16 protein-coding genes and 1 pseudogene are annotated in these 20,429 nt (G+C 40.6%); 7 read left to right on the top strand and 10 right to left on the bottom strand.

Going from position 1 to position 20,429, the window contains the following annotated elements:
- Window positions 1–2 precede the first annotated feature (2 nt).
- Together FPL17_RS15185 and FPL17_RS15180 are read right to left on the bottom strand one after the other, a co-directional pair.
- On the bottom strand, window positions 3–1,301 hold the full coding sequence (locus FPL17_RS15185; protein WP_004803715.1) for an FAD-dependent oxidoreductase: 1,299 nt from the start codon (window positions 1,299–1,301) through the stop codon (window positions 3–5).
- Window positions 1,302–1,733: 432 nt separating this feature from the next.
- The gene (locus FPL17_RS15180) at window positions 1,734–2,600 is read right to left on the bottom strand and encodes a pirin family protein (RefSeq protein ID WP_159885956.1); all 867 of its coding nucleotides are present in this window, start codon (window positions 2,598–2,600) and stop codon (window positions 1,734–1,736) included.
- Between the two features lie 285 nt (window positions 2,601–2,885).
- On the opposite strand from FPL17_RS15180, the gene ycaC reads away from it, so the two are divergent.
- The 5 genes and pseudogenes from ycaC to FPL17_RS15155 all read left to right on the top strand — a co-directional run bounded on the left by ycaC (window position 2,886) and on the right by FPL17_RS15155 (window position 7,119).
- Window positions 2,886–3,512, top strand: coding sequence for an isochorismate family cysteine hydrolase YcaC (gene ycaC, locus FPL17_RS15175; RefSeq protein ID WP_004657244.1), 627 nt, complete (start codon window positions 2,886–2,888; stop codon window positions 3,510–3,512).
- 69 nt (window positions 3,513–3,581) lie between these two features.
- Window positions 3,582–4,508: a LysR substrate-binding domain-containing protein gene (locus FPL17_RS15170; RefSeq protein ID WP_159885954.1), complete on the top strand. Its 927-nt coding sequence runs from the start codon at window positions 3,582–3,584 to the stop codon at window positions 4,506–4,508.
- Between the two features lie 120 nt (window positions 4,509–4,628).
- Window positions 4,629–5,074: pseudogene (locus FPL17_RS19025) on the top strand (transposase); the annotation flags it as partial.
- A 184-nt stretch (window positions 5,075–5,258) separates the two neighbouring features.
- Entirely contained in the window at window positions 5,259–6,908 is a 1,650-nt protein-coding gene (locus tag FPL17_RS15160) for an LGFP repeat-containing protein (RefSeq protein WP_159885950.1), read from the top strand.
- A 70-nt stretch (window positions 6,909–6,978) separates the two neighbouring features.
- Window positions 6,979–7,119: a hypothetical protein gene (locus FPL17_RS15155; RefSeq protein ID WP_159885948.1), complete on the top strand. Its 141-nt coding sequence runs from the start codon at window positions 6,979–6,981 to the stop codon at window positions 7,117–7,119.
- A 327-nt stretch (window positions 7,120–7,446) separates the two neighbouring features.
- Here FPL17_RS15155 and ssb read toward each other — a convergent pair whose 3' ends face one another.
- The 3 genes from ssb to FPL17_RS15140 form a co-directional block, all read right to left on the bottom strand.
- Window positions 7,447–8,028, bottom strand: a complete 582-nt coding sequence (ssb, locus tag FPL17_RS15150) for a single-stranded DNA-binding protein (RefSeq protein ID WP_005297510.1) — start codon at window positions 8,026–8,028, stop codon at window positions 7,447–7,449.
- A gap of 51 nt (window positions 8,029–8,079) precedes the next feature.
- Complete coding sequence (locus FPL17_RS15145; protein WP_159885946.1) at window positions 8,080–9,441, bottom strand: MFS transporter; 1,362 nt, start codon at window positions 9,439–9,441, stop codon at window positions 8,080–8,082.
- 158 nt (window positions 9,442–9,599) lie between these two features.
- On the bottom strand, window positions 9,600–10,682 hold the full coding sequence (locus FPL17_RS15140; RefSeq protein ID WP_159885944.1) for a DUF475 domain-containing protein: 1,083 nt from the start codon (window positions 10,680–10,682) through the stop codon (window positions 9,600–9,602).
- 172 nt (window positions 10,683–10,854) lie between these two features.
- Here FPL17_RS15140 and tenA point away from each other — a divergent pair, with 172 nt between their 5' ends.
- Window positions 10,855–11,523, top strand: coding sequence for a thiaminase II (gene tenA / locus FPL17_RS15135; protein ID WP_159885942.1), 669 nt, complete (start codon window positions 10,855–10,857; stop codon window positions 11,521–11,523).
- Window positions 11,524–11,602: 79 nt separating this feature from the next.
- On the opposite strand, the gene FPL17_RS15130 is transcribed toward tenA, so the two are convergent.
- From FPL17_RS15130 to FPL17_RS15115, 4 genes are all read right to left on the bottom strand, one after another.
- The gene (locus tag FPL17_RS15130; RefSeq protein ID WP_159885940.1) at window positions 11,603–12,337 is read right to left on the bottom strand and encodes a hypothetical protein; all 735 of its coding nucleotides are present in this window, start codon (window positions 12,335–12,337) and stop codon (window positions 11,603–11,605) included.
- 306 nt (window positions 12,338–12,643) lie between these two features.
- Window positions 12,644–12,997, bottom strand: a complete 354-nt coding sequence (locus FPL17_RS15125; protein WP_004803688.1) for a DUF1304 domain-containing protein — start codon at window positions 12,995–12,997, stop codon at window positions 12,644–12,646.
- Between the two features lie 71 nt (window positions 12,998–13,068).
- Window positions 13,069–14,046, bottom strand: coding sequence for a zinc-binding dehydrogenase (locus tag FPL17_RS15120; protein WP_159885938.1), 978 nt, complete (start codon window positions 14,044–14,046; stop codon window positions 13,069–13,071).
- Between the two features lie 3 nt (window positions 14,047–14,049).
- Window positions 14,050–14,652, bottom strand: coding sequence for a TetR/AcrR family transcriptional regulator (locus FPL17_RS15115; RefSeq protein WP_159885936.1), 603 nt, complete (start codon window positions 14,650–14,652; stop codon window positions 14,050–14,052).
- Between the two features lie 244 nt (window positions 14,653–14,896).
- On the opposite strand from FPL17_RS15115, the gene uvrA reads away from it, so the two are divergent.
- Complete coding sequence (gene uvrA, locus FPL17_RS15110; RefSeq protein WP_159885934.1) at window positions 14,897–17,728, top strand: excinuclease ABC subunit UvrA; 2,832 nt, start codon at window positions 14,897–14,899, stop codon at window positions 17,726–17,728.
- A 120-nt stretch (window positions 17,729–17,848) separates the two neighbouring features.
- Here the strand turns inward: uvrA and FPL17_RS15105 are convergent, their stop codons facing one another.
- Complete coding sequence (locus tag FPL17_RS15105) at window positions 17,849–19,570, bottom strand: GGDEF domain-containing protein (RefSeq protein WP_159885932.1); 1,722 nt, start codon at window positions 19,568–19,570, stop codon at window positions 17,849–17,851.
- Window positions 19,571–20,429 lie beyond the last annotated feature (859 nt).

Below are 20,429 nucleotides of genomic sequence, written 5' to 3'. Positions count from 1 at the left end.
GCTTAATAACCGAGTTCAGGCGCAACTTTGACTTTTGGTTTTAATCCAACAAATGGAACGGCTGCACCTAAGATTTCAGAAATATGCATCGCAGAGGTCACAGCAGATTCTAAGATCGGCAAACCATCGCAAGACCATGAACCGCAATAAAACACTTTACGGTTTAAATCCAAATGACGTTGCTGAATTTGTTTATTCAGGGCAACAGTTTCTGAATCGACCACCGCACGGGTGAGTTTGACTTTAGAAATGATTTTCTTCGGATCGATATCAATCACCGGACACCACGTTTGGAACACGGCATTTTTACCCACCAAGCTTGGTTCAATCGCATTGATCCACACGGTAAATTGCTGACGGGTAAATTTACGATCCATCATATAGCTCAATACCGCCCAATCTTTACGGCGTTGTGGCATTACAATTGGATCAGTATGAATCACCAAATCGCCCTGCTCAAAGCGGAATTTTTTCAGTAAGGCAATATCATCGGCAAATTGTGGCTGCTTGAGAAAATCTTCAATCACTGGGGTTGGTGTCGCAATCACCACGCGGTCAAATAATTGGCTTTCACCCTGTGCATTCTCCACCAAAACTTTTTCGCCCTGCTCTTCAACTTTTTGAACAGGCGAACCACTATGAATTTCAATGCCTTCAATCAAGCGATTGACCAATGCAGGCGTTCCGCCTTTCATCCGTAATAAGGCTTCACCTTCCGTCAACTGACGAATAAATTCCAATAAAGGTTTGGCTGGCCATTCCCCAATGGTTTTAGGATGGCAAGTACAAATGGTATACAGCACAGGCATCACCGTACCATGCCAGAACACTTCCTCAATATGATATTGATTCATGAATTCAGCTAAGGTGATATCTTGATTATCCGATTTAAAGAATTGGTGTACCGCTGTTTTCAGTTGCAACATACCTTTGACCAAGCGCCAACCATATTGCTGAATCCCTTTGCGGTTATTAATAATTGGAAAATTGCCAATTCGGCTGCGCGACGTCGTCAACCATGTATCAGTTTTATCTTCAAACAACCAACTGCAAGCCATAAAGGTACGGACAGGGAAAGTTTCTATGCCCAAGTAGCTTGCCAAACTGAGCGTATTTTGCCAAAGCTTTGGATTCATTACCCGTAGCGGGGCATCAATAATACCACCATCAAAATCAATACTATGACTATCCATGCCTCGCCCTGCGAGTGCTTCGAATATCGTGACCTTATGCCCTGCATCATGTAGGATTCTGGCTGAGGCAAGTCCTGCCATTCCACTGCCAATAATTGCAATATCCAAAATTATGTCCCATCAGTTGATGATTTTTCTTGATTATGACTGATAGTTAAGCGAAACGCGGTATTAAAAAATACCAGATTGAAGGCTTCTGCCAGACTTTTGTCGTAATATCGTTGTTGGATTCTTGTTACATTTTATCACAATTTGCATTTCGATCTTAACATGATGAAAAAATTAAATTTATTACACTTTAGGACACAAAAACATACAGAACATTCTATATTTTTTCATTTTCAATGCTTTATAGCCTTTGCAAAGCCCAATATTAGTGCTATTTTTATTAAACAATAACGAGAACAAAGTCACATAACAAGCTGAATAATTATAAGTGACATAATATTAAAAAAATCAATAGAGGACCCTTACAGCGAAAGCCTATCACTCTAAAGGAGTGATAGGCTTTCTTATATAAGCAACTGATTTAATTTACAATTAAGCTTCCATCGAACCAAATTTACCACTATTGAAATCACGAACTGCTTCAACGATTTCTGCTTTGCTATTCATGACAAAAGGTCCATAGCCTTCAATCGGTTCATTCAGTGGTTGGCCTGTCAAAATCAGGAATTTACTGTCTTGTTCGGCCTTGATGCTAAAGTCGATTTCTTCACGGCTCAGCACCACCAAACTTGGTGCCTCTATGCTTTGGCTTTCATTTAAGATCACCTGCCCTGAGAGCAATACTAATAATGCAGTATGACCTTCAGTTGCATAAAAGGTATGTTCTTGACCTTGTACAATCGTACCATCCCAAACATTGACTGGGCTAAACGTCGTCGCAGCACCTGTAGTATCTTGGTATTGACCCGCAATAATACGCATTTCACTACCTGCATCATCCAGTGCAATATGCTGAATTTGATCTGCTTCAATGGCTTGGTATTTTGCTGGCGTCATTTTTGAATGCGCTGGCAAATTGACCCACAACTGAACCATTTCAAACAAACCACCTTGATGGGCGAACTCAGGAGAATGGAACTCTTGATGTAAAATACCACCACCAGCAGTCATCCATTGCACATCGCCTGCTTTGATCGTTCCACCACCGCCACTTGAGTCTTTATGCGTCACTTCACCTTTATAGGCAATGGTGACGGTCTCAAAGCCACGATGAGGATGTGAACCTACACCATGCTGTGCTGTGGTTGGATCAAAACGATACGGTGCTGCATAGTCCAATAACAGGAATGGGCTGAGGCTTTGGCCTAAACGGTCATAGGAAAACAAGTTATAAACTGGGAAACCATCACCGACCCAGTGCATGTGTTTGTTCTGATACACACCCAGAATTCTTTTCATTTGGTTTCTCCTATAGAGTAGAAGTTCTGTTCTTGGTATCTATTTTACGCCTCAAGCCGGTGTGCTTATAGCCTCAGAATGGCAACACATTATTCTACATATAGGACAATTAAAAATTAAAAAGCGAATCAATCCCTAAACATTATCAATCATCCTATTTTTGATATTGTTTATCTCATTTTTTGCGCTTCATCTACATGAAAAATTTAACTAGCATAATTTCAAGCAGTACGGAAATTCACTTTCTTTTCCGTGTTCTTTTTACAAAAACATGAGGATACAACAATGGCTAAAGACTATATTCGCCTAGACAAAGACAACGCAGCCGTACTTTTGGTCGATCACCAAGCTGGCCTACTTTCATTGGTTCGGGATATTGATCCAGATAAATTCAAAAACAATGTCTTGGCATTGGCAGATGCCGCAAAATACTTCAACTTACCAACAATTCTCACCACTAGCTTTGAAAATGGTCCAAATGGTCCACTGGTCCCTGAACTGAAAGAACTGTTCCCAGATGCCCCTTATATTGCTCGTCCAGGCCAAATCAATGCTTGGGACAATGAAGACTTTGTCAAAGCGGTGAAAGCAACTGGAAAAAAACAATTGATTATTGCCGGTGTGGTCACCGAAGTCTGTGTCGCATTCCCAGCCTTATCTGCACTGGCAGAAGATTTTGAAGTATTTGTGATTACCGATGCTTCAGGAACCTTTAATGCGCTCACTCGCGATGCAGCATGGGATCGTATGTCACAAGCAGGCGCACAACTGATGACATGGTTTGGTATGGCCTGTGAACTACACCGTGATTGGCGCAATGATATCGAAGGCTTAGGCGCTTTATTCTCGAATCATATTCCTGATTATCGCAACTTGATGACCAGTTATTTCACCAATACTGCAGAAAAATAAACCGTCATATCAAGATTAGGATAGTTAATGCTATTCTAATCTTGTCATATTTATCGGATTCGCTTTGCCTTGATCAACTCATTTGATGACTTTCATTATTTCTATTTGGTGGTGAAACACGGCGGATTTAGCGCGGCCAGCGAAGCTGAGAATATCAGTAAATCCAAGCTCAGCCGTCGCATCATTGAACTTGAACATAAATTTAATGTCAGCTTGATTCAACGCACTACCCGTCATTTTAAAGTCACGGATTTAGGTCAAGAATTTTATGAAGAATGCTGCAAAGTGATTGCACAAGTCGAGTGTGCCGAGAATGTCCTGCTCAAGCAGAAAAATGAGCCACAAGGCATGGTCAAAATCAGTTGCCCACCCTTGATGATGCATTTTCAGATTCGTAAATTACTCAATCAATTTTTAAAAACCTATCCCAAAGTTGAAATCTCTTTAGAACTCACCAGCCGTCGCGTCGATGTACTTCACGATGACATTGATATTGCGATCCGAACCAGTTTTGAACCCAATCAAGATTCCAGTTTAATCGTCCGTGATGTGATTCGAACTGAGCATTGTCTGGTCGCTGCACCCGAATTACTGCAAGGCAAAAGCATTAATCATTACTCAGACTTACAGCACTATCCGAGCGTAGCCTTGGGCATTCAAAAGCATCAATATTATTGGCACTTATGTCACGTTGATAGTGATGAAAGCGTGGATGTACCTTATCAGCCACGAGTGAAAAGTAATGATTTGGCAGGGGTTTATTATGCGGTCAATGATGGTTTGGGCATCGCTGATCTGCCTTATCTCACCGTTCAAGCTGATATTCAGAAAGGTAAATTGATTCATTTGTTACCCGAATGGAAATCTAATCGAGGTACAGTTCAGTTGGTCTATGCTTCACGCAAGGGACAACGCTTGGTGGTGGAAAAGCTGATCGAAACCCTCATGGAAGGTCTGAGAGAATTGGCAAAAACTGACAGTGGCTATTCTTTATAGTGCATTTTTAGTATAAAACTGAGTTCTGCAATTTTTTCACCATCAATCCAAGTAATTAGCCTTTGTATAATCGAGCCTTGATCCATTGAGAAAACATCACGCCTTGGCTTAATCCTACTACCCAAAGCTAAACAAGGACAAAACTAAATTTATTCTGATACAGCTATTCAACGCTTTTTAATGATCAAATCTCTCTTTTGTTTGTCTCTACGTATGCTCACGGACTTCGTACAAGGTCTAATTAATCTGTGTAGTTTGAATTGGACTACTCCAGACTACATGACGATTTGTAGGAGACAAAAGATCAAAAAATTGATTTCGTCTATACGGATGGAGCTTATGATACAAAACACTGTCGATAGATGATCTCAGATGGACATGCAAATGCTGTCATTCCGCCGAGAAAGAATGTGAAGTCTTGGAAGAATACAAGGATTCATTTACCACAAAGAAATGAGCTGCTTAGGACGGTTAAATATTTGTGCAACAGAGCACATTATAATTATAAAAAATCATTGGAAAAATTACTCCTTAATATGATTACACCTAATCATTATAAGCACTAAAGAGCAGATAAACAGACATTAAAAGCTGACTAGACGAACATAATAAAGCACGGTAGGATAAACTGACACAGAGTAAATATTTATCATTTACAAATTAGTCGAATTTATTAAATCAAAGTGTGCCAACCTTGGGGATAAAATCAATTTTTCAATATTTCCCCATACACAATATTATGAGTGAAAAATGACTAGTAAACTTTGGAATAAGTTCTTTCAAATTATTATTCTAATAATTTTAAGTTCTGGATATTCAAACTTATATGCAGCGGATAAAAGAGGATTAATCGCATCCACTGCATTCAATAACCAACCGATGAAAGGAGTTTTTTTCTTTCCTGGTAACGGTAAGCAAGACAATTTAAAATACTACACTATAAACCCTTTAGATCAAAGGCACTTACTCTGGGATAGTGATGCGAATACCCGCAGTTGGATCTTAGATCAAATTGTTGCCACGAATGCAAACACACTCATCGTAAGCTATTGGGGGAAAATGGTCTATTGGTCTCCTATGAAAGTAAAGGAAGATAGCTTTAAGGATGTAGTAGAAGCAGCCAAAAGTAAGCCTTTACTATTGATGCCTGCAATAGAGAGTGGATATGACCCTAACTGGCTGGCAGAAAGAGCAAATCAATGGTCATTTTCACAAGACTTTAACCCAACAGCCACCAACCCTACCCTCATAGCTCCTAAGTTAGTAAATCATGTCGGAATATTAAAAAACTTTTTTGAAGCAGATATGAATAAGTGGCTTAAACTATATGATAAAGATGGAAACCCACGTTATATAATACAGCTTCTTCACGTAGCCTCAAACAATACCCGAGGCCTAAGTAGAAAAGAATATAGCAAAAAATTCATCCAATCTTTTGACTTAGTGGCCGAAGAAATATATATCAAACATGGAATTAAAGTTGGTTTTACTTTAGATGCTATTGGCAATCAACCATTTTCACTTGATCCTTTAAACTTAGATGATAGCAACAATTTAAAAGGTTCCTCATCCATCATTGCTATACAAGGGTTTGTTTCCGAGGTATACGGAAGCCCGTCCATAAAATGGAGCGCTCCAAATCAAGAAGCAATCAATAACAATATATTAATAACCTCGTCGTCTAATCGCATCAAATATGCTGTAGAGAATATTTTTGACTGGAAAAATAAATATATATCAGATTGGGCAAAAACTGAATTACCCATTTTTTTAGATATTTCCAATGGCTTTGATGGCCGTATAGTCTGGAAGGAAAAAGGAACTGCTTATTGGGGAGATAATCAAGACGGTATATATGATAATTGGCGTAATTGGATGAATCAATTAAGAAACAACAAAGTCAAAGGGATTGTCTACAATACTTGGAATGGCTATACCGAAGGCTTTGTAGCAGTTCCATCCATTCAACATGGTAATACACCTTATCAATGGTTAACTAACGCCTTTCAATTTCCCCCTGGAGAGTGTAACCATCAATTTTTTATCAATGGTCGTCCTACATACGATATATATGGTGCTATCTGTCAAAAATGGCTCTCCTTAGGCGCAGATAGAATGTTCGGCGCACCTTCTTCTAGAGAGTTAGCCTCGGCCTCAAAACGTGGTCGAGTACAATATTTTGGCCCTGACAAGGCTATTTTTTGGGGCCAGAATACAGGTGCATATCTTGTTAAGGGAATCATTTTCAGCCGCTATAAAGATATTGATACAGATTCAAGTTGTTTGGGTTTACCCATCTCTGATGAAATGATCATCAATAATAGTTATATTTCTAATTTCGAAAATGGACAGATAAAACTCATTTTTGGAGAAAAAATCCCCCAAATAACATGTAGATAACACCATTGCATAGACGTAGTGTGTTTATTTGATTCTTTCTAACCCCTGAACGGCTGCGGATCCCCTCGTTTTGCGGTCTGTTCTGCTACGTGGCTGGCGGCTGCCTGTACAGCGGCTGCCAATCTTAACTTCTCTGTTTTGGCTAGATGCTGTTATTGCGCCAGTTCGCGTTGTTGTCGCTTATACAGCTCAAATCGATTGGAGCTGGTAGAACGGATGCGGCTCTACAGCGCGATGCTGTGTGTTTCTATGGCTATTCCTGAAAGCCATCAACGCTTCTCTCTTTTCAGGGTCACGCAGCTCCCTAGGCAGCTGCTTCCGCTCCGCAGCAGAGTTGAAATAATATTTATGCAGTAAACATAGTTTAGAAAATGCCATATTGAGTAATAGCGACTCCCTCTAGGTATCAAATATGTTTATTTGAGCAGAAAAAAAGTTTACAGAATTACTTGTAATTGCTGTAAACTTATTTCCAATAACACATTGTTTATTAAAATTAATTTTATAAAATTTAACAAACCATGGTCTCTAGGGTGTACTAGAACGGTAAATCGTCATCTAAATCCGCAGGTGCTGCTGCAGCTGGTTGTGGTGCAGCTTTTGGTGTATTAAAACCATTACCTGCTTGAGGGCTACCCGCATAATTGCCTTGATTGCCACCGCCTTGACCATAACCACCTTGATTGTTGTTATTGTTATAGCCTGTATTTTGGTAACCGCCACCTTGGTTATTATTGTTATTAAAACGAGGTTGGTTAAAGTCACCACCGCTCTGCTCGCCTTGTTGACGGCTATCGAGCATTTGCATTTGATCGCCACGAATTTCAGTGCTGTAGCGCTCTTGACCATTTTGGTCTGTCCATTGACGGGTACGCAATGAACCTTCGATATACACTTTTGAGCCTTTACGCAGATATTGCTGCGCAATTTCACCTAAACGGTTATGTAACACGATACGGTGCCATTCTGTTTGCTCTTTACGCTCACCTGTACTTTTGTCCATCCACGATTCACTTGTCGCAATCGAGAATTGAGTTAATGATCCACCATTTGGAAAAGTTTTTGTTTCCGGATCTTTACCTAAAGTACCTACTAAAATAACTTTATTCACACCACGCATTAGCTGTCTTCATCCTATATATTTCTACGTTTTACTTTATAAGAGTTATGATTAAATGGCTACCTCTTTGCCAATCAAGTGCGTTAAATCTTGTCGCCCGGCATCATCAATGCTCTGTTTATCGACTTTAATATACGCAACTTGCTGTTCTGGCATCACCACGACTTCTTCAATACCACGAATCGCCAACAGTTTTGAAGTCCATTCATCTGTTTGTATCGCCTGAGGTAAAGGCAACACAATAGAAGACAAATATCTCGGCTGAGCCAGACCAAAACTAATCAGCAGCCATATTATAGCAATCCCCGTAAGCACACTCCACCCGAGCGCAGTATTCTGTAGCATCAAAAGCTGCCCACCCAAGGTCCCGCCAAAGAACGCACCCAAAAACTGGCTGCTAGCATTGACACCCATTGCTGTGGCTTTAGATTGGATCGGTGCTGCTTTCGATAACCAAGATGGCAATAAGGCTTCCATCACATTAAATGCGATAAAGAACAGGCCTAATCCAGCTAATAAAACATATTTTGATTCATAGCCAAAAATCAGGATCAGTAAGCCACCGATAATCCCTGCAATTGCTGTGAGAAAAATGCCGCGCATTTTGCGATATTTTTCCGCGATGATAATGCTTGGAAAAGCAAAAAACAGGCTGATTACCAATAATGGTAAATAGACTAAACCATGCTTTGCCAATGGAATGCCTGCATATTCAATGAGCTGTGAAGGCACATAAATAAACATCGCAGTCAGCAATAAATGCAGCGCAAAGACAGAGACATGCAGACGATTTAACTCGCCCATTTGGATGACTTGCTTGAGCTGATTCAGATAACCTTGCTGATAATTTCGATGGTGTCGCGTGACTTTAGGTACCAACAATAGCATTGCAATCGCAGCCAAGCCCATAATCGTTGTCACAAAAAATAAGCCCGAAATGCCGACTAAACTGGTTAGCCATGGTCCTAAACTGAATGCCACCACGAAAGATAAGCCAATACTCATGCCCATCGCTGCCATAGCTTTGGTACGCTGTTCTTCGCGGGTCACATCGGCCAGTAAAGCCATTACCACAGCCGATACCGCACCAGCACCAGCAATCGCACGACCAATAATCACGCCATAAATCGTGTCAGATAAACCTGCGATTGCACCACCAATTGCAAATAACAATAAGCCCAAAACCACCAAAGGCTTACGACTAAACCGATCAGCCAATAAGCTAAACGGAATCTGTAAAATTGCTTGGGTTAAGCCATATACCCCAACCGCAAGACCAATTAAGGCTGGCGTCGCGTATTGATAGGATTGCCCTGCGACTGAAAACACAGGAATAATCATGAACAAGCCCAACATGCGCAAGGCAAAAATGCTACTTAAAGCAAAGGTTGAACGGCGTTCTAAAGCATTCATTGTTGATAAGACACTATAACTGGCTCAGCGAATTATAAGCCATTCGCCTGCAAAGGTTGTAAGTTAGATCATGAAAAACACAATCTTTCTTCGGAGAAAAAATAAAGGAGCGATAATCGCTCCTTTATTTACACTAGCTGACCAAGCTGAAAACAAGCTTAAGAGCTGTGTTGTTCACGCTTGCTATATTGGATTGAGGCAATCACAGCCCAAACAATAAAGGCCACACCGATCAGACCCGTCACAATTTCTGGTACGTGTAAGCCTGTACCACTGGCAATCATGATGAATGCCAAGGCACCAATCGCATAATGCGCACCATGTTCTAAGAAGATATAGGCATCCAAAGTGCCTTTCTCAACCAAATAAATGGTCATCGAACGAACGAAGATCGCACCAATTGCCAGACCTAGCATGATGATCACGACATCACTAGTAATAGCAAAGGCACCGATCACACCATCAAAACTGAAGGATGCATCAAGTACTTCAAGGTAAAGGAAACCACCAAAACCTGCTTTCACCACGCCTGTAGCTGCACCATTGGAGTCATGGGTCACTGCATTGCCATTCTCATCAACCTCAGGTTCACCACCTAACAAATGACTCAGCACTTGTACACCGATATACACTACGATGCCCCAGATTCCTGCCATAGTTACGGCCAAACGAGCTGATTCCTCTACGTTTGCAGCCATAATAATCATCGCGATCAAGGCAAGGAAAACAGACATTGCAGGCACGCTAGCCAAATGCGCCAGTTTCGCTTCTAACCATTTAAACCAATGGGTTTCTTTACCATCATCAAAGAAGAAGTTCAGGAATACCAACAACAAGAAAGTTCCACCAAATGCTGCAATTTCAGCATGATGTGCCATTAACCGCTCTGAATAGGTTTTCGGATCATTCAGTGCCAATTTAGCCACTTCAATCATGCCCATATCCGCGGTCACAGCCACAATCACCACAGGGAAGATTAAACGCATGCCAAATACGGCTATCAAGATACCAACCGTTAAGAAGATCATCTTCCAGAAATGATCCCAACCACGTAGTACCGACGCATTTACAACCGCATTATCAAATGATAAAGAAACTTCCATCACTGCTAAAATTGCTGTAATCGTCAATGCTTTCAGCATGGTTGCTACGCCTGCTTCAGGACCATGTGTATAGCCCCAGTAGGCAGATAGTGCTAAGCACACTACCGTAAAAAATATTGAGAAACGGAAATGCTTCATGAGCAACCTTTTATTCAAATCGTAGGGTTATAAAAATGCGTCTATTGTAGGCGAGTTTTAGTTGAAATAGACAAAAGATTGTTGCACTTATTTTGAAGAAAAAATTATCACTGCAAGACTCTGTTATAGTGCTGACAGATTTCTTTTCGGCTTGCTTTAATAGGTTTAATCCATGACGTTTTCTCAAGATGTTTGGCAACGTAATCAAGATTTATATCAAAAAATATTAGCACTCCCATTTAATCAAGAACTTGCAGCGGGCACATTAGACCGTGAAGCCTTTTGTCATTATGTGATTCAAGATGCGCATTACTTATTGGCTTATGGTCGTGCCCTTGCTGTGGCTGCGGCAAAAGCTTATGAAGCTGATGATGTGATTCAATTTTCCGAAGCAGCAAAAATCGCCATTATTGTGGAACGCAGTTTGCACAGTGACTTTATGCAGGAATTTGAGATCAGCAAAACTGAGTTTGAAAGCACGCCACTCACCCTTGCCTGCCATCATTACACCTCTTTTCTGACAGCAACTGCTTGGTCAGAAAGCTACCCTGTCATTCTGGCAGCATTACTGCCATGTTTCTGGATTTATGCCGAAGTGGGTAAAGATATTGTCAGCCAATCCGTTGCTAACAATCCTTACCAAGCATGGATCGATACTTATGCAGGTGAGGAGTTTAATACAGCAGTGCGTAATGTGATTGCGACGGTTGATAAAGTGGCTGCGCGCTGTGATGAAGATACTTTAGCCAAAATGCATGCGGCTTATACCATGGGTGCAAAACTAGAATGGTTATTCTGGGACAGCGCTTATCAACAACGCCAATGGTTAGGCTTAGATTAAATTATCCTGATCCATTCGCTTGTAAAAAAGGAGGGAAAAGCCCTCCTTTTACATCACACATAAAAGCTGATGCAAATATTTAATTCCTACGCCATTTCCCCCAATTGAGAAAAATGGTTGCCGCGATAATCACTAAAAAAATAAGAAACTTAGCCTCGAAACGGGCAAAACTCAATTCATGACTACGACTTTTCTCTTGGAAAGAATTCTGCACTTGTTCAGCATCCATTTTTTGATGAATATTCAGTGCTATTATTTGTGGTGTTTTTTCCCCTTCCCCTATCACCAAATAAGCAGCCTTGATTTCAAAATCTTGCTGGTTTGCAATGCCAAAACTAATTTTAGCGGGCTTTTGTAAATTATATTCAGGAATCCAATCAATAATCTGACCATAAACACGAACATTACTCGCGTCACCCAATACTGGGTCTTGTATTTTCTTTCCCGTTTGATCTTCGATTTCTTCAACCAAATCATCAAACTCTTTAAAAGAATAGTTTTGTCGTGCTGGTAAATTATTGGCGACTAAACTTACAACCTCTGTTGGATTAGCAGGATGATCTTTATTAATAACGCCCTCACCACTAATTACAAAATCAGCTTTAGTATTCATTGCTGCAGATTTTGGAACACCAATTAAATAAAAAGCAGTCCACAATTGAGAGCTTGGATTTAGATTTTGCAGCTCTAATTCATAAAGCTCATCATGATTTAAATTAAAAACCTGATCAAATCCAAGAATTTTTGTCTCTTGTGCTGCCACCCCAAAACAAAAAAACAATCCACATCCGAATAACATGATTTTTCTTAACATTATTATTGCTCATTTTCTTTATCTTATTAATTTTAATCTTTTTATTTTAAATTCCAGAAGATGTTTTTTGATTTTATTCACACATGATGACCAAAAATGGCAACTTGTGGCAGTCCTTTATCCATAATTCCCAGTCTTGCTCTCTATCAAGATGTGGGCAGCACAAGAGATTTTCCTTGAGACATAAAAAAGCCCCATATAGGGGCTTAGTCGTATATCGTATCGTTCGATATACTGTATGAGGCTCATCTCAAACTGAGCGCATTAAAGCATAAATCAGATTAAATGCCTACTTTTATTGCTCGCTTAAAAAACATTCACCACGATTAAAGCAATCAATGCAGGCACAGCCTGAATATAGATAATCTTTTTACTCGCAGTGAGTCCACCGTAAATCCCTGCAATCAATACACAGCCCAAAAAGAAATTGGCAATCGCAATAGCATATGTTGCAGGTGCTAATAATGACCAGAATAGACCCGCTGCAAGAAAACCATTATACAGCCCCTGATTTTGTGCCAACACTTTGGTCAGTTGTGCTTTTTCCAGACTATTACCAAAGGCCTTTAAACCATAGGGCTTGTCCCATAAAAACATTTCCAGCACCAAAATATAAACATGCAATACTGCAATCAAACCGATCAGTACTTGTCCTAACATACGATTTTTTCCTTTTTATTGTGTTTGAATTTGATTGGATCAGTCGCAAAACTGACCCAGTATGCTTACAGTTATGGCTTTAACAACACTTTACCTTGACGCGCGCCTTGAGTTGCTTTCAATGCCGCGGCTTCGATCTGATCAAAACCAAAAACACCTTCAACAGGTAGAACCAGTTTTTTCTGCGTCGCAAGTGTTAGTAATTCCACAAACAAAGCCTTTTTACGTTCCGCTGGCATTTCCTTATTGACCACACTGGCCCAGAAACCTTTAACCGTGGCTTGTTTAAAAATCAGATCACCCGATGAGATCTGCATAGTCTCGCCAGTCATACTACCAAACGAAACCAATAGACTATTTTCACTGAGTAGATTCAACATTTCCCCGCTAGCACTGCCACCAATTGAATCTACCCCAGCAATTAATGGCTGATCGGCATGTATCGCTTTAACTTGTTGCTTCCAATCTGGCTGATCCGTCGCGACCACATGCTGAATCCCCAATGCCTGCATTTCCGTAATTGCATCACTACGGCGCACCAGATTAATCACTTGCAGTCCGCGCGCTTGGGCAATCATGGCAACCGTTTTTCCTACCGCGCCATTTGCCGTATTTTGAATCAGCCATTGACCTGCTTGTACGTTTACAAAATCGAGTAACATCAAAGCACTGATCGGCATCCCGATCAGCTGCGCTGCGGTCTGATCATCAATCGCATCATTTAAAGGAATGATACTTGCTGCTGGCGCGATAAAATATTCTGCCCAACTGCCATGTACCCCTGCGACCGCAACGCGCTGTCCTAATTTACTTGTATCAACACCGTCACCCACTGCATCGACGATACCCACCGCTTCGCTACCACCAATCGCAGGCAAGGTTGGTTTATAACCATAGCTACCACGTACGGTCCAAACATCATGATTATGGATTGGAGACATAATCATCTTGATACGAACTTCACCTGCTTTCGGCTCAGGCTGAGGCATATCACCCAACTGCAACACATCGACGGGTTCACCAAAACTATGATGGATAATACTTTGCATGTTTTATTCCTTAATCGGTTGGAGCAGTTGTTGAGTGGTTTCTAAAGCTAAATGTAGTGGTGCTTTGTCTTGAGCCAACTTGGTCATCAAGGCGGCACCCAACCACAATTGATACATCACCTGAGCTGTTTTGAGTGGGTCAAGATGGGTAGGAATCGAGCCTTGTCGTTGCCCTTCTTCCAGTAACAACGCCACGCGTTGAGTCAATCGATGCACACCTAAGTTGAGAATTTGGCGCATGTCTTCAGATAAATCCGAAACCTCAGCGGCCAATTTCACAATCAGACAACTCTCCGCCCAACTGCCATACACAGGATCATCAATCCATGCCTGCCATAACGCCATCAAACGCGCATAAGCATTTTGTTCGGTCTGCTGCCAAAGCCGCTCAACACGGATTTTATAATCCGCCATGTACTGTTCAAGTAAGGCACAACCAAATGCCTCTTTAGAAGCAAAATAATGGTAGAACGACCCTTTCGGGACATCACAAGCCTTAAGAATCTCTTGCAAGCCAACACCAACAAAACCTTTACGTAATACCAATTCAAAGCTGGTATCGAGAATGTGCTGTCGAGTGGCTTCACTTTTATTTGATCGTTTCATAGCCACACTATAAATCAATATTAGACCAGTCGTCTAGTAAAATATCTATTTTAATAAGTGATCAATTTTTACATGGTAATCTGAGGCATTGAATGCTAAAAATACTAGGCGCTTAGCGTGAGATAAATGTGAACCAGTTCATTAACCGTCACAATTTGTCGTTTTAATTATTTTTATACCACTTGAACGATTTTAAATCGCTATCATATACACGTTTTCATATTCAGCTTATTGAGATGTATTTATGAGTCAAAGTCATATCCGTATTCGAGGCGCACGTACCCATAATTTAAAAAATGTGTCACTCGATATTCCACGTGACAAGTTTGTGGTGATTACGGGACTTTCTGGCTCTGGTAAATCATCACTGGCTTTTGATACCTTGTATGCCGAAGGTCAACGTCGCTATGTCGAATCACTTTCGGCCTATGCTCGTCAATTCCTGTCACAAATGGAAAAACCAGAAGTCGATTCAATTGAAGGTCTCTCCCCTGCAATTGCGATTGAGCAAAAGTCGACCAGTCATAACCCTCGTTCAACCGTCGGTACCATTACTGAAATTTACGACTATTTACGTTTGCTCTATGCCCGTGTCGGTACACCTTACTGCCCTGAACATGATCTGCCGATGGTGGCACAAACCATTTCAGAAATGGTTGATGCAGTAAAAAGCCTTGAAGAAGGCACTGCACTGATGTTGCTCGCTCCTGTAGTCCGTGAGCGTAAAGGTGAATACACTCAACTGTTTGAACAGCTGCAAGGCCAAGGCTTTGTGCGTGCGCGTGTCGATGGTGAAATCATTGATATCGATACTCCACCTGAGCTAGACAAAAAGAAGAAACATACCATTGAAGTCGTCGTCGATCGTTTTAAAGTGCGTGATGATCTCGGTAACCGTATCGCAGAATCGTTTGAAACTGCATTACGTCTAGGCGGTGATATTGCAGTGCTATCGTGGATGAATGGCGAACATCCTGAACGTGTTTTTTCAGCAAAACATTCTTGCCCAGAATGTGATCGTGCCGTGGCTGAACTTGAACCACGTCTATTCTCATTCAATAACCCGTTTGGTGCCTGCCCAGTCTGTGATGGTTTAGGAACACGTAGCCATTTCAGTTCCGATAAACTGATTCCAAATCCTGAAATTTCAATCAGCCAAGGTGCAATTCGTGGTTGGGATCGACAACGTCCGTATTACTACACCATGCTGCAAAAAGTCGCGGATCATTTCAGTATTGATCTCGATCAACCTTGGAATAGTCTAGATAAAGACACTCAGAAAAAATTCTTGCAAGGCACAGGTAAAGAGAAAATTGATCTGAGCTATATCGATGAACGTGGTCGTAAACACAGTCGTGTGCAAGCCTTTGAAGGGATTTTGCCGCATTTAGAACGTCGCTACCGCGAAACAGAATCGAATTATGTGCGTGATGATTTAGCGCAATACTTATCCAATGCAGCATGTGATGCTTGCGGTGGCTCACGTCTCAATGAAATCTCACGCCATGTGCGGGTCAAAGACAAGACCATTGCACAAATCACTAAAATGTCGATTGGTGATGCTGAACACTATTATCAAGACCTAAATCTTGAAGGTGCCAAAGGTGAAATCGCCGATAAAATCTTTAAAGAGATTCGTGAGCGCTTACACTTTCTGGTCAGCGTTGGCCTGAACTATCTCAGCTTGGCACGTTCAGCCGAAACCCTTTCAGGCGGTGAAGCGCAACGTATTCGTCTGGCCTCACAAATTGGTGCAGGTTTAATGGGCGTAATGTATGTACTGGATGAACCTTCGATTGGTCTACATCAACGTGATAATGATCGCTTATTACAAACTCTGATTCGCCTACGTGATCTAGGTAATACCGTATTGGTCGTTGAGCATGATGAAGATGCAATTCGTGCCGCTGACCATATTATTGATATCGGGCCAGGTGCGGGTATTCATGGCGGTGCGGTGATTGCTGAAGGTACTTATGATGAGTTGGCCAATCATCCTGACTCCCTCACAGGTCAATATCTGTCAGGTAAATTGAAGATTGAAGTGCCGAAACAGCGTACTCAATCGCCACGTCCAGATGAAGTCATCAAGTTGTCTGGCGCAAGCGGGCATAACTTACAGAATGTGGATTTAACCATTCCATTGGGCATCATGACCTGTGTCACAGGGGTTTCAGGTTCAGGTAAATCAACCTTGATTAACCGCACTTTATTGCCTTTAGCTGCGACTCAACTGAATGGTGCAACCACGCTGACTGCGGAAAAATTTGATTCAATTGATGGCTTACAGCATTTGGATAAAGTGGTCGATATTGACCAAAGTCCAATTGGTCGTACTCCACGTTCAAACCCTGCAACCTATACAGGTTTATTCACCCCGATTCGTGAATTGTTTGCGCAAACACCTGAAGCCAAAGCGCGTGGTTATAGTGCAGGCCGTTTCTCGTTTAACGTGAAAGGTGGACGTTGTGAAGCCTGTGAAGGCGATGGCATGATCAAGGTGGCGATGCACTTCCTTCCAGATATGTATGTGCCATGCGATGCCTGCCATGGTAAGCGTTATAACCGTGAAACCTTAGAAGTCGGTTATAAAGGCAAAAATATTTCTGATGTACTGGAAATGACGGTGGAAGATGCCGCTGAGTTCTTTAGTGCAATACCTGTGATTCATCGTCGTTTAGATACTTTAACCCAAGTCGGGCTTGGTTATATTCGTTTAGGACAAGCAGCGACGACTCTTTCGGGTGGTGAAGCCCAACGTGTGAAACTGGCACGTGAGTTGGCAAAACGTGATACAGGTCGAACCTTATATATCTTGGATGAACCGACTACAGGTCTGCATTTCCATGATATTGCCAAATTACTCGACATTTTGTATGAGCTACGCAATAAGGGGAATACCATCGTAGTGATCGAGCATAATCTAGATGTGATCAAGACCGCGGATTGGGTGATTGATCTAGGCCCTGAAGGTGGTTCGGGTGGTGGTCAAATTATTGCCGAAGGAACACCTGAGCAAGTGGTGAAATCTAAAATTTCACATACAGCGAAGTTCTTAAAACCTTTATTGAAGTGATACTTCTTATAAAGGATTAGAGTTCTCTAACAGGATTAAGTACACAAACTTAATCCTGTTTTTGATTCAATATTTCAAGATACCTAAAGCAAAATAAGCATCACACCTTCCGCACAAGCGTTAAGTCTCTACAATATTCTTCCCTTTCGCCTTCGCTTTGAGCAATGACTGATCCGCTTTTTCTAACAACTCTAACCAGCTATTTGCCCCAATCGCAACACCAATACTGACAGACACCTGAATCGACTCAGCCACATTCGGAATAACGATTTTTTCTTTTAAAATTGCGGAACGAATACTCTCTGCCACTACTTTTGCAGCCGTCATCTGAATATTTTCAATCACCACCAAGAACTCATCACCGCCATAACGCACGATTAAATCAGATCCACGAACGTTATACTTGAGCTGATCCGCAATCATGGTAATCACCTGATCACCAACAATATGCCCATATTGATCATTTACAAACTTAAAATTATCAATATCAATCGCAATCACACACGTCTGAGACAACCCCTCGGGCTTGGATTCAAGAGCCTGAATATACTCATCCAAAGCCAAACGGTTTGCCACGCCTGTTAACGCATCTGAATTTGCAATCTGCTTGAGTTGCAATTCCATGGTATCGCGCTGCTTTAACATCCCATTTAGTTTATCAATCGCTTCAAATAGCGAGACAAATTCTTCCCTATTATTTTTACCTGAAGGAAGTTCATCCGAGGTTTCTGATAAACGCAAAATCATATCACGGGCATGGATCAGAGGACTGAACACCTTGCGCTTGGCATAAATCATGGTGAAAATTGCAATCAATAAAGACAGGCTAGAAATAACTAAAGTAAAAATGAACTGTCGCTTTGCGAATTTATTTTCATTCACTGCAACTCGAATGCTGTAATCCAGAATATAGCTTTGCAAATCCATCACTGGAGTAAATTTTCCCACCATACGTTCTGTCAATTGTGTCCCAGACAGAAAGTACGCCTTATTATTTTTACTTTCATCCAATAAGCGCGCAACAATAGGTAATCCTTTATCTAAAAATTCCGTTTTAACACGACGATATAAATCTACATATTCAGGTGTCTTCGATTGTTCAGGCTGGATCGTATCAATTAACTCCCAAAGATAGATCGCTTGATGCTGTGTCTGTAATGATCGTGCTCGATTTTCATCTGAAATTTTTTCACCAAATGTCACTGGTGCCATGACATTGGACGCAACTCGCCCTGCTTGATCACGCATATCAGTGAGCACCAAAATCGAAGTGAAGTAATTCGACATCTTGCTGTTCTTACTATTGGAACGAACCAATAACCAGGTTAAGAACTCACGGCTTTCATCCCAAACACTAAACATTGATAAAATCGCATGATCATATTGCTTCGACGTGCGCTCAGCATGCGGTGTACTGGCATAGGCATCAACAATGGCCCGTGCTGCAGCCAATTTAACTTTTAAATCTGTTTCCAATTCATAAGCAATCAGCCTAAAACCGTTTTGTTTTAAAACTTCAATGGTGTTATCAATTTCTGCATCAACAATCTTTCGATACTCGAATAATTCTTTTTGATTTTCCAATAACACATCTGGTTGACTCGACATCACTTTATTGGAAGGTGCCCGTTCTCTAGAAATTTTATTGGCTGTTTTGACTAATGTACGGAGGCAGGTAATTTCAGTGAGTGTTTGTTCTGATTTTATATATTCTTGATAACTATTAATAATTAAAGGAATGGAGAGATAAAAAATCGAAAAGATAATGACTATCATGCAGAAAAAGAGGCGACGGCTAATCTGCTCAGAACGTAATTTTGAGCTTTTTAATTCACGCTCCATTCAGGCACCTTGTACTTTTCAAAAACGATCTCTATTGATTTTTAAACAGAACTTAATTTTACCCGAATTCTAAATGACACGACCACGCATTAACTAAGTTTTTTGGTTACATTAATCTTTATTGTCATTATTAAGTAGAGAATTCATCATTTAATACATTTATTGAGAATGATTTTTATTTAAATAAATCTTTTTTATTTATTAAACTACTGAATAATATATCTTTTTACTACAGCAACATCCTTGCAAAAGATTGAAATTAAGATATTTTTTGAATAGATTTAGTTTTTAATTCTCTTAGAACTAATATTCATAATGATATTAACCTTATACGATTTATGAATAACAAATAACTTTCAGCTCTGTTACACAATATATATTCCCCTCATTCACATCAATAATTTTTAACATCCTAAGCAGCCATGGTTAGTTTATTTTTCTTTATATTTTTCAATCATATTATTTAGTTTCAAAACTCGACCTATCATTGATAAACAAACTACGAAAGATTCACCTTAAGCATTCATTACCCTGATTCCTCAGACATAGATCAAAATCGAGCTAATCACTCATACAAATATAAATCAGCATGAAAAAATAGTTAAAATGCACCTTTTTCTATTAAAATCAATATCATCTGCTTTTCAAACAAAGTTTCTTTTTTTGAATATTTCATCTAGCCATTAATCGAGTAACCCTATCCTAAGTATAAAAATTATCAATTTCACAAATTACGTTCCAGAGAACATAATTCAAGCATAGAAAGATTCCAGAATTTATACCAGTAACCCTCTAGGATGTTTTCTCCCCCAAGTTAAACATCCTTTCTCAGCCCAGCTTTCCCAAAAGCTGGGTCTTT

This window comes from Acinetobacter dispersus, from assembly GCF_009884975.1.
GTDB lineage: Bacteria > Pseudomonadota > Gammaproteobacteria > Pseudomonadales > Moraxellaceae > Acinetobacter > Acinetobacter dispersus.
The sequence above is the reverse complement of the archived record's forward strand: the minus strand, read 5'-3'. Positions and strand labels throughout refer to the sequence as shown.